General features: G+C 74.9%; 10 protein-coding genes and 2 pseudogenes. 6 read left to right on the top strand and 6 right to left on the bottom strand.

Annotated features, from left to right (window positions below):
- Positions 1 to 150: 150 nt before the first annotated feature.
- On the bottom strand, positions 151 to 3504 hold the full coding sequence (locus ACZ3KJ_RS19350; RefSeq protein ID WP_467528409.1) for an NACHT domain-containing protein: 3354 nt from the start codon (positions 3502 to 3504) through the stop codon (positions 151 to 153).
- Positions 3501 to 3959 (bottom strand): hypothetical protein, encoded by a 459-nt coding sequence (locus tag ACZ3KJ_RS19345; RefSeq protein ID WP_467528407.1) that lies wholly within the window; start codon positions 3957 to 3959, stop codon positions 3501 to 3503. The genes ACZ3KJ_RS19350 and ACZ3KJ_RS19345 overlap by 4 nt, the downstream gene beginning before the upstream one ends.
- A 465-nt stretch (positions 3960 to 4424) precedes the next feature.
- On the opposite strand from ACZ3KJ_RS19345, the gene ctaD reads away from it, so the two are divergent.
- The 3 genes from ctaD to ACZ3KJ_RS19330 all read left to right on the top strand — a co-directional run bounded on the left by ctaD (position 4425) and on the right by ACZ3KJ_RS19330 (position 7614).
- Positions 4425 to 6167, top strand: a complete 1743-nt coding sequence (ctaD, locus tag ACZ3KJ_RS19340; protein WP_467528406.1) for an aa3-type cytochrome oxidase subunit I — start codon at positions 4425 to 4427, stop codon at positions 6165 to 6167.
- 3 nt (positions 6168 to 6170) lie between these two features.
- A complete protein-coding gene (locus ACZ3KJ_RS19335; protein WP_467528405.1) occupies positions 6171 to 6722 on the top strand; it encodes a hypothetical protein in 552 nt (183 codons plus the stop codon).
- Positions 6723 to 6921: 199 nt separating this feature from the next.
- Positions 6922 to 7614 (top strand): response regulator, encoded by a 693-nt coding sequence (locus ACZ3KJ_RS19330; RefSeq protein WP_467528403.1) that lies wholly within the window; start codon positions 6922 to 6924, stop codon positions 7612 to 7614.
- Here the strand turns inward: ACZ3KJ_RS19330 and ACZ3KJ_RS19325 are convergent.
- Positions 7606 to 7929 (bottom strand): annotated as a pseudogene (locus ACZ3KJ_RS19325) (hypothetical protein); the annotation flags it as partial. The gene ACZ3KJ_RS19330 and the pseudogene ACZ3KJ_RS19325 overlap by 9 nt on opposite strands.
- A gap of 612 nt (positions 7930 to 8541) precedes the next feature.
- Here ACZ3KJ_RS19325 and ACZ3KJ_RS19320 point away from each other — a divergent pair.
- Positions 8542 to 9582, top strand: coding sequence for an Acg family FMN-binding oxidoreductase (locus tag ACZ3KJ_RS19320; RefSeq protein ID WP_467528401.1), 1041 nt, complete (start codon positions 8542 to 8544; stop codon positions 9580 to 9582).
- Between the two features lie 15 nt (positions 9583 to 9597).
- Here the strand turns inward: ACZ3KJ_RS19320 and ACZ3KJ_RS19315 are convergent, their stop codons facing one another.
- Positions 9598 to 10020, bottom strand: a complete 423-nt coding sequence (locus ACZ3KJ_RS19315; protein ID WP_467528399.1) for a pyridoxamine 5'-phosphate oxidase family protein — start codon at positions 10018 to 10020, stop codon at positions 9598 to 9600.
- Positions 10021 to 10080: 60 nt separating this feature from the next.
- On the opposite strand from ACZ3KJ_RS19315, the pseudogene ACZ3KJ_RS19310 reads away from it, so the two are divergent.
- Positions 10081 to 10553: pseudogene (locus tag ACZ3KJ_RS19310) on the top strand (MFS transporter); the annotation flags it as partial.
- A 100-nt stretch (positions 10554 to 10653) separates the two neighbouring features.
- The gene (locus ACZ3KJ_RS19305; protein ID WP_467528397.1) at positions 10654 to 11007 is read left to right on the top strand and encodes a VOC family protein; all 354 of its coding nucleotides are present in this window, start codon (positions 10654 to 10656) and stop codon (positions 11005 to 11007) included.
- Positions 11008 to 11018: 11 nt separating this feature from the next.
- On the opposite strand, the gene ACZ3KJ_RS19300 is transcribed toward ACZ3KJ_RS19305, so the two are convergent.
- The gene (locus tag ACZ3KJ_RS19300; protein ID WP_467528395.1) at positions 11019 to 11816 is read right to left on the bottom strand and encodes a bestrophin-like domain; all 798 of its coding nucleotides are present in this window, start codon (positions 11814 to 11816) and stop codon (positions 11019 to 11021) included.
- A gap of 276 nt (positions 11817 to 12092) precedes the next feature.
- The gene (locus ACZ3KJ_RS19295; protein ID WP_467528393.1) at positions 12093 to 13874 is read right to left on the bottom strand and encodes a sensor histidine kinase; all 1782 of its coding nucleotides are present in this window, start codon (positions 13872 to 13874) and stop codon (positions 12093 to 12095) included.
- Positions 13875 to 14224: the final 350 nt, after the last annotated feature.

The following is a 14224-nucleotide window of genomic DNA, read 5'->3' as shown; positions in this document are numbered from 1 at the left end:
ATTGGCTGATCAGCAGACCGCCCGACCGGTCCTCCCCCCCCCGTGCGGCGGCCCGCCGGGCACGGCCGCCGCGCCGCCCGGCTCGGTCCTCGTCCCGGGCACGGCCGCCGCGGCCCCGGGCCCCGCTCCCGCGGCGCGGGGCGGCCGGGGTCAGTCGGTCTCGCGCAGCCGCACGAGGGCGGCCACCGCGTCACGGCACAGCACGCCGTCGTCCAGGAGCGCGTGCAGCAGCGGGCTCCAGGCGCCGCCGCCCGCCGTCTGGACGAGCGCCCCGACCGCGGTGCACTGCCCGCCGCACCGCCAGGAGCGCGCCAGCCGGGCGAGCTCCTCCGGGGTGACGACGCCGTGGTTCACCGCGCGCACCAGCAGTTTGACGCCCAGCGCCGCGGCCGGCCCCCGGGCGGGGAGCGCGCCGGCCGAGGCCGCCGCGCCGTACACCCCGAACGCGGCGCGGGCCTCGTCCGCGCGCCGCTCCTCGGGGAGCTTCAGGGCGGACTCGAAGCAGGTCCGGGTGAGCGCCACCCACGCCTTGGCGGGCTCGCCCGCGCAGTCGCCGCTCTCGGCGGCCCCGCGCAGCACCTCGCGCAGGGTGCCGAGGTGCGGCCGCGCCCCCTCGGGGTAGCCGCGCAGCCAGCTGTCCAGCGCCGTGTAGAGCGTCTGCCGTTCGCCCGGCGTCGCGTCGGCGCCGCCGCAGGTGAGGAGGGCGGGGGCGACCAGTCCGGCGGCGGGGTCCTGCGCGCGCAGCAGGGCGTCGAGCAGGGTCACCGCCGAGCGGCGGGTGCCGGACCAGCGGGAGGCCAGGAGCGTGCGCCACTGGCCGGCGGTGAGCAGGGTGCCCTGCTGCGAGGCGGCGCGCAGGCTCCCGGCCGCCTGCCGGGCGGTGACGTCGTGCGCCGTGTCGGCGGCGACTTCCACCAGCCTGTCCAGGGGCAGGTCGCGCAGGGCGTCGCGGTCGGGCGAGTCCCCCCGGCGGCGTTCCGGCTCCCTGCCCCGGCGCCGCGTCGGCGGCGCGAGCCGTGCCAGCCACCGCCCCAGCTCGGCCCGTTCGTCCGGCGAGGCGAGCGAGGGCAGCACCCGCTGGCCGATGCCGTAGAGCACGCCGGCCCCGTCGCCGTCGTCCCCCGGCGCGCCCTCCGCACCGGGCGGCCCGGCGGTGTCCGTGCCGCCGTCCGTACGGGGGCCGACGTCCATGGCGACCAGCCGGGCGAACGTGTCCGAGGCGACGGCCGGATCGGCGCAGAGATCGCCCACCACGTTGGCGGCACGCAGCCGGGCGTCCGCCGAACCGGCCGTCGGGCCGAGGTGGGGCCACAGCCGGTCGCGCAGCGCGGGACGGCCGGCGACGAGCCGTACCGCCGCGTGCTGGGCGAGCCGGCCGTCGGGGCAGCCGTCGAGGTCGGTGATCAGCGCGTCGAGCACCGCCTCGGGCGCGCGGCCCGTGCCGAGCATCGCCCCCGTGACGAACTCCGCTCCCGCCGCGCGTGGAACGTGGACCTCCGCCGGCAGCGACCACAGGAAGCGCAGGAACGTGGCGGTGTGCTCGGGGGGCGTACCGGGCGCGAGCAGGAGCCGGACGAACGCCTCCCGTGTCGCGCGTCCGGCCTGCGCGAAGTCCTCCTCGACCGCGCGGACGGTCCCGGCGGAGACCGGCGCGCCGACCGCGAGCGCCGGGTCCAGCATCAGCTGGAGCACCTGGTCGGGCTGCCGGGCGGTGGTGGTCCCGAGGGGCGGCCAGTCCGCCCGCCGGCCGTGCACGGCACGGACACCGTCCGCGAGATCGACGGCCTCCCCGCCCTCGCCACGGCGGACGGCCAGCAGCCCGTACAGCCCGCCCGCCTCCGCGACCTCGGCGTACGGCAGTTCGCGCAGCCCTCGCAGGGCGGCGGCCCGCGCGGCGGCGAGACCCCGTCCGGCGACGGTCTCCAGGGCTTCCCACAGGGAGCGCAGCCGTTGGTCGATCCGGCGCGTGGCCTCGGCCGCCAGCGCGGTCACATAGGTGTCGTTGCCGCAGTTCGCCACGGCGAACGCGGTGTTGCGGAAGACGCCGAAGTCGCCCAGGGGCAGCAGCGGGAAGACGTCGTCGAGCTGGTGAAGGGTGTCCTCCATGCCGACCAGGTGGCGGAGCACGGGCAGCGCGAAGCCCCGCTCCGCGGGACGCTCGCGCAGCTCGTCGTAGAAATCGCTCCGCTCGTCGTCGAGTTCCACCAGCCACTGGGCCACGGCGTACTCGGCGAGGGTCTGGTGGCGGAACTCGACGACCTGGCCGCGCTCCACCGTGTTCAGGAACCCGTCGTCGCACAGCTCCCTGAGCGCCGCCCGGATCCGGCCGGCGCCGGTGCCCGCCGCACCCCTGGTGCCCGCCGCGCTGCCGATCAGCCGTGCCGCGGGGACGCGGTCGTGGAAGCGTGAGCGGGTGCGGGAGGCGTGCCAGAGGAAGGCCGCCATACGGCGGCAGAGCGTCTCCTTGTCCTCGATCCGCTGGTCCGACGCGTCCGCGGACCCGGTGAGCCGGGTGCGCGAGACCTTCTCCTCCCAGTACCGCGCGTACAGGCCGCTGGTGGTCAGGTCCTGCGGGACGTGCCCGCCGGTCTCCCCGAAGACCTCGCACACCATGGCGAGGAGGAGCGGGCTGCTGAGCAGCCGCCGCAGCCGGACGTGCGCGCCGCCGGCGGACAGTGCGACGAGACGCCCGCCGAACTCCTCCTCGCCGACGGCCGGGGGGATGCCGCGGGCGGCGAGGAACTGCCGGGTGAAGTCGACGATCTCGTCCTCGTCGAGGGCGGGCACGTCCTTGAGGACCGCCATCCGCCCGTTGCCCTGGACGGCCGGGATCAGACCGCTCGCGTGGTCCTCGTAGTCCCGTGGACGGCAGGTGAGCACCACGGTGATGCCGATGTCGACGAGTTCCGAGAGGTACGCGCCCAGCGGCTTGCTCCAGCGCGGCGACAGCAGCAGGTCGAGCGTGTCCAGAAGGAGCACGGGGCGCTCGCCCGCGTACTGCTGGACGGCCGCCGTGAGCAGCCCCGACCCGGCCGCCGCTCCGAAAGCGTGGTCGAGGAGGGCGGTGGGGGACACGGCAGGCAGCGGCTCGCCGGGGCGGGGCGCGGGCGGGGCCGCCGCCGCGTCGGGGAGGACGACCTGGTCGCAGCGGACGAGGACGGCGGGGGCCGGCGGGGGGCCGGGCGCACTGCCCCGCCCCTCGTCGGCGTGGTCGTCGCTGACGCTGCGGCCGTCGCTGTCGCACAGGAGCTGGAACAGGTGGCCGAGCAGGACGGTCTTGCCGGATCCGGCTTCCGCGACGACCGACAGCAGGCCGCCCGCACCGGAGGCGCGCATGTCCTGGACGATCGGCAGCAGCACGTCGGTGGCGTACGACCGCGCGAGGAGCGGTACCCGCTGCGGGGCGAACTGTTCGCGGAGGGCCGTCTGCTCGGACCGGAACCGGCGCTCGGGCGCGCCCCAGTCCGGGCCGCCGTCGGGACGGATGCCGGGGATCGTGGTCACGCGGCGGACACCTCGGTGGTCTCGGCGACAGCCGCCGTCTCCTGGACGGCGTGCGCGAGCGCCTGGGCGCCGGGCAGCGGCGTGTTCAACAGGGCGGCACACAGCGGGAGCTGGGCGTGCAGGCCGGCCAGCGACGCCTGGACCTCGGTACGGTAGGCGCTCTCCCAGCGCATCTGGTTCAGCCCCGGCGAGTACGCGTCGGCCGCGGCCTGGCGCAGCACGGCGCGCAGCCGGTCGAGTTGATTGCGCTTCTCCAGAACGGCGACCTGGCGGTTGGCGTGCTCGGCGAGGCGGTTCGCCTGCGCGGCGAGGAGGTTGGCCCGCTCGGCGACCCGGACGGCCTCTTCTGCCCGCCGCACAGACTGCCGGGCGGAGCGTGCCTGCAACCAGGCGAACACCGCGGCGACGGCCGCCACTGCCAGACTGCCCACCGCGACCAGCTCTTCGCCGTCCACCGTCCGCGCACCCTTCCCCCGTACGGATCACCGCGCCTCACGCGCACCTACCAGGCCGCAGGGTACCCGTGCGCGGCCCCGCGGTGCCCGCCCCTCCACGGGCCGTGGGCGGCCGGCCGGGACACCGGACCGGCGCCACCTCCGCACCATGAGCCCTCCGGCGGACCGCGGCGCCACCGACCGCCGCCGCTCCGCATGGGGCGACGGCACCGATCGCGGACGCCGGGAACCGGCGATCTCGAACGCCTCCGGCTGGGCCGACCGCGGCCCCTCGAAGCCCGGCTCGGCCGATGAGGGCCGTTGGGCCCCGTCGTGGGGCCGGTGCGGGGGCCGTTCGGCCCTGTCGGGGCAGGGGGTGCCGGCGACGATCATGTGGCGGCGGCCGGGAGGCGCCGCGCTGTCCCCCGCACCTGAGGCGCCTCCCGGTCCGTGAGCGACATGAGCGGATGGGGAGGACGTCGTCCCATGGACGAAGCGCAACTGGACCAGGCGAAGCACACGGACGGGGCGCCGGCGCGCCCCACGCTCCGCGAGGAGGCCGGCCCGGCCGCGCGGACGGCGGGCCGGCCGTCGTGGGCGGCGGCCCGGCCGTCGTGGGTGGCGGGCCGGCCGTCGTGGGTGGGGTGGCTGACGACCACCGATCACAAGAAGATCGGGACGCTGTACCTGGTCACCGCGTTCGTGTTCTTCATCGTCGGCGGCGTGATGGCCCTGATGATGCGCGCCGAACTCGCCCGGCCCGGCTTGCAGATCATGTCGAACGAGCAGTTCAACCAGGCGTTCACGATGCACGGCTCGATCATGCTGCTGATGTTCGCCATGCCGCTGTTCACCGGCTTCGCCAACTGGATCATGCCGTTGCAGATCGGCGCCCCGGACGTCGCCTTCCCCCGGCTGAACATGCTCGCCTACTGGCTCTTCCTGTTCGGCTCGTCGATCGCCGCGGCCGGCTTCCTCACGCCGGGCGGCGCCGCCGACTTCGGCTGGTTCCTGTACGCCCCGCTCTCCGACGCCGTCCACTCACCGGGCCTCGGCGCCGACCTGTGGATCATGGGCGTCGCGCTCTCCGGCTTCGGCTCGATCCTGGGCGCGGTCAACTTCATCACCACCATCGTCTGCATGCGCGCCCCCGGCATGACCATGTTCCGCATGCCGATCTTCACCTGGAACGTCCTGCTGACCGCGCTGCTGATCCTGATCGTCTTCCCCGTCCTGGCGGCGGCCCTGTTCGCGCTGGAGTGCGACCGCAAGTTCGGCAGCCATGTCTTCGACGCCGCCAACGGCGGGGCACTGCTGTGGCAGCACCTGTTCTGGTTCTTCGGCCATCCCGAGGTGTACATCCTGGCCTTGCCGTTCTTCGGCATCGTCTCCGAGGTCGTCCCGGTCTTCGCCCGCAAGCCGATGTTCGGCTACATGGGCCTGGTCGCCGCGACGATCGCGATCGCCGGCCTCAGCGTGACGGTATGGGCGCACCACATGTACGTGACGGGCGGTGTGCTGCTGCCGTTCTTCGCCTTCATGACGTTCCTGATCGCGGTGCCGACCGGAGTGAAGTTCTTCAACTGGATCGGCACCATGTGGAAGGGCAGCCTGTCCTTCGAGACGCCGATGCTGTGGACCGCCGGCTTCCTCGTCACGTTCGTCTTCGGCGGTCTGACCGGCGTCATCCTGGCCTCGCCGCCGATGGACTTCCACCTCTCCGACTCGTACTTCGTCGTGGCCCACTTCCACTACACGGTGTTCGGCACGGTCGTGTACGCGATGTTCGCCGGCTTCCACTTCTGGTGGCCGAAGCTCACCGGCAGGATGCTCGACGAACGCCTGGGGAAGATCACGTTCTGGACGCTCACGGTCGGCTTCCACCTCACCTTCCTGGTCCAGCACTGGCTCGGCGCCGAGGGCATGCCGCGCCGCTACGCCGACTACCTGGCCGCCGACGGCTTCACCGCCCTCAACACCCTGTCCACCATCGGCTCGTTCCTGCTCGGCCTGTCGATCCTGCCGTTCCTCTACAACGTGTGGAGGACCGCCAAGTACGGCACGCCGGTCACCGTCGACGACCCCTGGGGCTACGGCCGCTCCCTGGAGTGGGCGACCTCCTGCCCGCCGCCGCGCCACAACTTCACCTCGCTCCCGCGGATCCGCTCCGAGTCCCCGGCCTTCGACCTGCACCACCCGCAGATCGCCGCGGCCGAGACGGCGGGCTGAGCCGTGGCGCACCCCCTCCTGGCCCTGGCCGCCGCGCTGGCGACCGCCTCCGGCTGCGTCTGGTACCTGTCGGCCCTCGCGGAGGTGCGCGCGGGAGCCGACCGGCCGGACTCCCTGCGCGGCTCGGCGGCGGCCTGCCTGAGCGGCTGGACCACGCTCGCCGGCATCGCCGTACTGCTCCTCGTCGCCGACCCGTGGTGGCTGACCGGCGCCCTGGCCGGGGCGGGCGCGGCCCTCACGGCCGCTCTCCGGACTCGCGCCGCCGTGCAGCGCCGCCGGGAGATCCGGGAGGCCGTCCGTGACCGGGCCGCGTTGGAGCAGGGCCCGCCGCCGGCCGGCGCCGAACCCTCCCGGCACCTCGTCGCCGCCCTCCTGGGAGCCGGCCTGGCCGCCTCGGCGGCCTCGGCGGTCCTCCTGACGGCCGCCGGCCCCGCGGCGAGCCCGGGATGGGTGACGCTCGTGCTGCCCGCCACGACGACGGGGCTGTTCCTCACCCTCGCGATCGGCTGGGCCGGCGTGGTCCGCCGGGGCGGGGAGGGCCGCCCGGGGCGATGACGCGCGGAGGCGGGCCCAGGAAACCGGCGGGGGCGGTAGGGCCGACCGGCCCTGGCCCCACGGCCCGGGATCACGCAGGATCGGTGACAGACAAGCAAGGACCGGTCGTGCCCCGTGGGCCGAACCCGGTGCGGGAACCGGACAGCGCGGAACGCGGAACTCGGACGGGCGGCGCGGATCGCGGAACAAGGAGCATTCGATGGCGGACGGTGAGCGGCCCGGACCCGACCACCCGATCCGGGTCTTTCTGCTGGACGACCACGAGGTGGTACGGCGTGGCGTGCACGACCTGCTGGACGACGAGCCGGACATCACGGTCGTCGGGGAGGCGGGCACGGTCGAGCAGGCCCTCGTCCGCGTCCCGGCGCTGCGCCCCCAGGTGGCGGTGCTGGACGTGCGCCTGCCGGACGGCGACGGGGTGACCGTGTGCCGCGAGCTGCGCTCACGCATGCCGGAGCTGGCCTGTCTGATGCTGACCTCGTTCGACGACGAGGAGGCCCTGCTGGACTCGATCATGGCGGGGGCGTCCGGCTACGTGCTCAAGCAGATCCGGGGCTCGGACCTGGTGTCGGCCGTGCGCACGGTGGCCGCCGGCCAGTCCCTGCTCGACCCCAGCGCCACCGCCAGGCTGATGGCCCGCCTGCGCCAGGGCCAGGAGCCGGAACCCGAGCCCGACGCCCTGCCCGGCCTGACCGCGCGGGAGCGGGAGATCCTGGCGCTGATCGGCGAGGGACTGACCAACCGCCAGATCGGCCGCCGGCTCTACCTCGCGGAGAAGACGGTGAAGAACCACATCTCCCGGCTGCTGGCCAAGCTCGGGGTGGAGCGGCGCGTCCAGGCCGCCGTGATCGCCACCCAGGCCCAGGACCGGTCCAGGCAGGAAGGCCGCTGACGCCATCGACATCGCCGGGATCGGCGAGAAACCGGCGACGCCGTCGGGCCGTACGCCTTGACGGTGTGCACATGGACGGCGGCGACCAGCTCGCTCACCTCGTCCCGGTCGGCGCGGACCAGACCGCCCTTGCCGCGCGCCCGCTGGTACGCCCGCGCCTTCGCCGGGTCGGCCGTGATCTCCGCCCACGCCGCGACCGGGTCGCCCAGCCTTCGCCGGGCCTCGCGCCACAGCTTCAGCAGGGCGCCGGCACGTAGGGTGGCGGACCCGGCCGGGGGAGTAGGCGTACCAGGAGAACGAGGCGCCGCGCTGCCGGGAACGCCAGGCGGGGCGGACCCCGGCGCACCTGGGGCCGGCGGGTCTCCCCCCACCGCCTTCCGGCCCCATCCGGCCGGTCGCGACAGGGGCCGATGGCCCCGGCGACGGGGGCCGGTCGGCCGGGCGGCCGGGGCGGCCCGCGCTGACATGCTGGCCCTCGATCGAACCACCGACGCCCCGCGGTCCGTACGGCCGTGTCGGTGTCCGTGTCTGTGTCCGTGCCCTGTCGGTGTCCGTTTCCGTGTCCGTGTCCGTTTCCGTGGTCCGTGCCTGTAGGGCGGCCCGAATCCCCCGCGTGGTTGCAGCAGGCGCGGCGGGTACGGCGCGTGCGGTGCATCGCGGCGGGTACGGCGCGCGGGGCGTCGGTTCGGTCGGGCGTCCGGCCGCTCACCGCGGCCGGACGCAGGCGTCCGCACCGTGCCGGAACCCGGGGCGCCGCCCGCTCGCGCAGGCCGGCCGAGCCGGACCGAGGTGACGGCCACTCTATTTCCCCCGGTCACCGGATGAGGCCTTATGGCCCCCGGTGCGGGGCCGGCCAACCCTCCCCCGGGGGAGGAGACACGGCGCAGGGTGGACGGAGCGGAGAAGAAGTCTGGTGGAGGAGCCGTGATGCAGACCCGGGAAGTCGACGCCACAGCCGTTCAGGCCCTGCTGGCCGCGGCGGTGGCGGCGCCGTCGATCCACAACAGCCAGCCCTGGCGGTTCGGCCTGGATCCGGAGAGCCGGTCGATCGAGGTCCGGCTCGACCGGCGGCGGCAGCTGCCGATGGCCGATCCGCATCTGCGCGCCCAGCACCTGTCGGTGGGAGCGGCCGTCTTCAACCTCCGGGTGGCCGCCGCGCACCTGGGCTGGCGTCCCGTCGTCCGGCTGCTGCCCACCACCGGCGATCCGGACCTGCTGGCCACGGTGCGACTGGCCGTGCCCACCGCCGACGTGCGGCTGCCCCTGGGCGAGCTGTACGAGACGATCGAGCGACGGCACACGAGCCGGATGCCGTTCACCGGGCGCCCGGTGCCCGACCCGGTCGTGACCGAGATGACGGGCTCGGCGCGGGCCGAGGGCGCCCACCTGGACGTGCCCGGCATACCGGGGACCCGGCGCCTGCTGCGTCTGACCCAGGTGGCGGAAGCGCGCAACGCCGTCCATCCGGCCCGTGCGACCGAGGCACGGGCCTGGCTCACCGCTCCCGGAACGCACGCCCCCTACGGCATCCCCCTTACGGCCCTGGGCCCCCGGGACGCGTCCGGACGGATGCCGGTACGGGACTTCACGGGCCGTCTGCCCGTCCCCCAGCTGCCCGCCCTGCGGTTCGAACGCCACGCCCAGGTGGCCCTGTTGTGGACGTCTCACGACCGGCGGGAGGACTGGCTGCGGGCAGGCCAGGCGCTGGAGCACCTGCTGCTCACGGCGACCCGGCGCGGAGTGCGCGCCTCCATGCTCCACCAGGCGATGGAGTGGCCGGACCTGCGGGCGGCGATGGCCGGATCGAGACGGGGGTGCTGCCCGCAGCTGCTGATCCGCTTCGGGCACGGCCCGGACGGCGTCCGCACACCCCGCGCGTCAGCGGACGCCGTACCGGCTCCCGCCGCGCGGCCGGAGCCGGCCGCCCCCTCCTCGTGGAGCGCTGCGCGGGCCGAGCCGGCGGGCTGACTCCGCCGGCGCGCCTCACCGCGTGCCGCGCGTCCGCCTCAGTTCGCGGCCGGTGACCATCTCGGACTCGATCCGTACGAACACCGTGCCGTGCAGGGGCATCCAGGACGTGGGCCCGGACTGTGACAGCCGTTCGTGCTCGGCGGGATCGGTCACCACGGTGGCCCGTCCGGTGACGACCACGCTCCAGCCGGACCGGGTCGCCGCGTCGAACTCGTCGGCCTCGAAGGCGACCACGACGCCGTCCACGGCACGGACGAGGTCGGAGCCGGGTGAGGTGCTCAGCAGGACGGAGGCGTCCGTGTCCAGGGAGAAGTTGACGGGGAGGACCGCGGGCAGTGCGTGCCGGGTGTAGACCACGCGGCCGACCGGCACCTTGGCGAGCAGGCGCAGGCACTCCTGTCGGTCGAGTGGACCGAAGGCGTCGTTCTGGAACATCGGTCCAGCGTCCCAGCGGCCGGGGTGAGGGGGTAGGGCCGACCGGCCCTACCCCCTCACCTGCCGGCGGTGGCGATGCGTCCGGCCGGCGGTTGGCTGTCGGACCGTGTCGGCCCCGCCCGGGTGCTCGCCGGCTCGCTCGCCGTCGTCGTGGCCGCGGCGCTGGTCCAGTCGTTCACCCCGGCGCTGCCCCCGGTGGGCACCCTCGCCTTCCTGCCATGGCCGCCGCGCTGGGCGGGCGCGGGCAGTGGAGCGGCCTTCGCCCTGGTGGCCCTGCTGACCCCCGGCCGACCAGGTCGGCTCGGTGACCGGAGTGGTCGGCGCGGCGGGCGGCCCGGGCGGCTTCCTGCCGCCGCTGGTGATGGGCTCCCTGTACGGCGAGTACGGCGAGTACGGCTCGTACGCGGTCGGCGGTCGGCCTCGCGCTTCTCGCGGCGGTGGCTGCCGTGGCGCTGGCCTGCACCCTCACCGGCGTCCGCGCCGTGGTCGAGGGCGGCCGGCCCGGGCAGCGCACCGCGGACACCACCGCGTGAGCGGGAGGCCGAGCGGACGGCAACGACGGGACATCCGCGGTGCCGGACGGGTTTCGCGGGGGCCGGCCTGATCCGCCGGAGGGTCCCCTAAACTCGCCGGATGACCTTGGAATGGAGACATGTCGTCGTCCACTCGGCTGATCCGGTGGCCTTGGGACAGTGGTGGGCCGAGGCGCTCGGCTGGGTGGTGGTTCACTCCTCCGACGTGGAGTTCGCGATCCGCCCGGCGCCGGACCGGCTGCCGGGGCTGGAGTTCGTGCGGCTCGACGAGCCCAAGAAGGCCAAGAGCCGGCTGCATCTCGACTTCGTTCCCGACGACCAGGACGCCGAGGTGGCTCGCCTGGTGGCTCTCGGCGCGCGGCATGTCGACATCGGCCAGGGCGATCAGTCGTGGGTCGTCCTGGCCGACCCGGAAGGCAACGAGTTCTGCCTCCTCGGCCGGCGACCTCACTGAGCCTGCCGCCTCTACGGCTCGCCGTGGAAGAAGCCGGACTTCAGGTCCTCGACGGTGGCGTCGAGTGGATGCCCACTGACGACGAGCGGTCCGCTCCAGGGCGCGCTGAGGGCGAAGAGCAGCGCCAGGCTCAGCCCGACCACACTCGCCACGCCCACGATGAGCAGGGACGTCCGCAGGCTGCTGCGGAAGACCAGCGCCCCGGAGTTCACGATCAGGGCCAGCCCGCTGACCACGAGCGTGACGACGTAGAGCGCGGGGACATCGCGCGAGGCGGCCGCGACACGGGCGCGACGACTACTGGTGACACCGTCCAGGGCGACCACCAGCTCCGTGCCGGTCGGGGTTCCCACATCGGGCCGGGCCGCCTCGGCGCGCACGGTCCGCTCCAGCCGTGCCAGCGCGCGAGCGGTGGCCGGGTCGGCGCCGGACGACGCTGCGGCACCCTCCCACTCTTTGACACGCGTGGTCTTCAGATAATCCAGCAGTGCCGCGTGGATCGGCTCCGACCGGACCCGCGGACTCGTCGCCGCCCATGCCAGGCGGGAGGCCGCCGCCGCCTCGTCGCTCACCAGTCCCTCGGCCGCGCGCAGATAGCCGGCCTCGCTGGCCAGTGAGAGTGCCGCGAAGATCGCGAAGGCGGCGCCGAGTGTCGGCATCAGGGGCGTGGCGATCTGCGGCACCCGATCCCGTTCCCCGACCGGTACGAGGGCCCGGACGCCGACCCGCGCCACGGCCGCGACCAGCAGGGCGAGCAGGAGTCCGCCCACGACCAGCACCACCGCCGGCAGCGAGGTCAACCAGTCCACCACATCACCTACCGCGCGTCCCCGCGAGCGCCCGACGACGGCGGCGGCACACCGGCCCCCGCGACCTGGAGCTGCTCATCGATCACCATCCGTGAAGGCTCATGATCACAGGTCCGAGACCTTCGACGCCCGCGACGCCCGGCACGGCGTGACTTTTCGTTGGCCGACCAGCCGAATGCGCCCCCTACGAGGCGGTACCGGCCGGGTACCGACGACGTTCGCGGCCGGTAGGCGGTCGGCGCCGATGTCGTTCCCGGCCGGAAGGCGGCTGCCCCGTCACGTCGGAACGGCGCCGACGTCCGTCGTGAAGCCGGGCTCGGGCCGGCGGGCGTGCGGAAGGGGCACCGTCCACTCCGCGACGGTGCCCGCGGGCGCGTTCGGCCGGAGGGTGAAGCTGCCGCCGAGGTCGGTGGCGCGTCGGCGGCAGTTGTCGAGGCCGCTGCGGCGGGTGACCGCGGGGTCGACACCGGTTCCGTCGTCCGCGACGCGCAGCCGGAGCCGACTGCCGTCGGTCGCGGCGGTGACCTCGATCCAGGTGGCATGCGCGTGCCGGGCGGCGTTCGACAGGGTCTCGCGCACCACCGCCAGCAGGTGCTCGCCGTGCTCGGCGGGTACGACGGTGTCCAGCAGGCCGGTCATCCGCAGGGCGGGGGTGAAGCCCAGCGCGCCGGCGGCCCGGTCGGTCTCGGCCAGCAGCCTCGCCCGCAGCTCGCCCCGCCCTCCGGGACGGTCCCGCTCGCGCAGCGCGTAGATCGTGCCGCGCACCGTCTTGATGGTGTCGTCGAGGTCGTCGACCACCCGCTGGACACGCTCGGCCACCTCGGGCCGGTCGGCGATCCGGCCGAGGACCGAGTTGAGGGTCAGCCCGGAGGCGAACAGCCGCTGGATGGCCAGGTCGTGCAGGTCACGGGCGATACGGTCGCGGTCGGAGAGGACCATGAGCTGCTCGGCCTCGCGCCGGTGCTCGGCGATCTCCAGGGCGAGCGCGGCCTGATCGGCGAATCCGCTGATCATGGCCATGGTGGCGTCGGAGAACTCCTGCCGGCCGGGCAGCCCGGCGACCTGGAGCACTCCGCGGGCGTGCTCGTGGCCGCCCAGCGGGAGCAGGAACCCCGGCCCCAGTTCGATCTGTCCCGCCGAGCCGCCGCCGTCCTGGGGCTCCTCCGACAGGGCGCCGCTGGCGATCCGCTCGTTGGAGCGGTAGACCTGCGCGGCCAGCGTGGCGGGCGGCAGCACCAGCCCGCGCACCCGCTCGGAGCCCTCCCCGTCGGCCGCCTCGATCACGAGATCGTCGTCACCGCCGTCCAGGGGCACCGCAACGGTCACCAGATCGGCCCCGGCCAGGGCCCGTACGGTGGCGGCGACCTGGTGCAGCACCTGGCCCGGATCGGTGCCCGAGAGCAGACTGCGGGTCAGGTCGCTGCTCGCCGCCAGCCACTGCTCCCGGCGTCGGGAGTCCTCGTACAGACGGGCGTTGTCGATGGCCACGCCGGCCGCCGCGGCGAGCGTGCGCAGCACCGCCTCGTCCTCGTCGTCGAACTGCGCCCCGCCGCGCTTGTCGGTCAGGTACAGGTTGCCGAAGACACGGTCGCGCACGCGCACCGGCGTTCCCAGGAACGTGGTCATCGGCGGATGCCCCTCGGGGAAGCCCACCGAGGCGGGGTGCGTACCGAGGTCGGCGAGGCGCAGCGGCTGCGGCTCCCTGATCAGCAGCCCGAGGATGCCGTGGCCCTCGGGGTAGGGGCCGATCGCCCCGATCGTCCCCTCGTCCATGCCGACCACGATGAACTGCTTGATCCGCCCTTCGTCGCCCAGCACCCCCAGCGCCCCGTACTCGGCGTCGACCAGGGCCACCGCGGACTCGGTGATCCGCCGCAGCACCACGTCGAGGTCCAGGTCGGAGCCGATGGTGAGGACCGCGTCCAGCAGCGTGTGCACCCGGTCCCGGGTCGCGCGCACCTGCGCCACCTGCGCCTGGAGGCCCTCCAGCAGCTCGTCCAGGCGCAGCTGGGGCGCCGTCGGACCGTCCTTGCGCCCCGCTGCCGGACTCTCCGCCATCCCCGCTCCCTCCGGGAGGGCACCAGAGGTGGCACCCTCGCCCGTCGTGCCCGGACGGCCCTGGGGGCACGCGCGCCCGTGCGAGGCACAGCCGTCCCGGCAGCCCAGATCCTATTGCTCGGCGACTCCCGTGACCGAGTCGGTCCCCGGTCCCCGGTCCCGGTCCCGGTCCCGGCCCCCGGCCCCCGGTCCCGGCCCCCGGTCCCCGGCCCCCGGCCCCCGGTCCCCGGTCCCGGCCCCCGGTCCCCGGCCCCCGGCCCCCGGTCCCCGGCCCCGGTCCCCGGGGCCGCACGCCCCGGTGCCGCACGGCGGCCACCGTGAGCCCGTACGGATTATCGGCTCGTACGGAC

The sequence above is a fragment of the Streptomyces sp. NPDC003248 genome (genome assembly GCF_055563235.1).
This window is presented reverse-complemented; position numbering and strand designations above follow the sequence as displayed.

Bases quoted from the DNA above. Each gene is read 5' to 3' on its own strand.
- ACZ3KJ_RS19330 (WP_467528403.1), top strand. From the start codon at position 6,922: ATGGCGGACGGTGAGCGGCCCGGACCCGACCACCCGATCCGGGTCTTT.
- ACZ3KJ_RS19315 (WP_467528399.1), bottom strand. From the start codon at position 10,020: ATGTTCCAGAACGACGCCTTCGGTCCACTCGACCGACAGGAGTGCCTG.
- ACZ3KJ_RS19295 (WP_467528393.1), bottom strand. From the start codon at position 13,874: ATGGCGGAGAGTCCGGCAGCGGGGCGCAAGGACGGTCCGACGGCGCCC.
- ACZ3KJ_RS19305 (WP_467528397.1), top strand. From the start codon at position 10,654: ATGACCTTGGAATGGAGACATGTCGTCGTCCACTCGGCTGATCCGGTG.
- ctaD (WP_467528406.1), top strand. From the start codon at position 4,425: ATGGACGAAGCGCAACTGGACCAGGCGAAGCACACGGACGGGGCGCCG.
- ACZ3KJ_RS19320 (WP_467528401.1), top strand. From the start codon at position 8,542: ATGCAGACCCGGGAAGTCGACGCCACAGCCGTTCAGGCCCTGCTGGCC.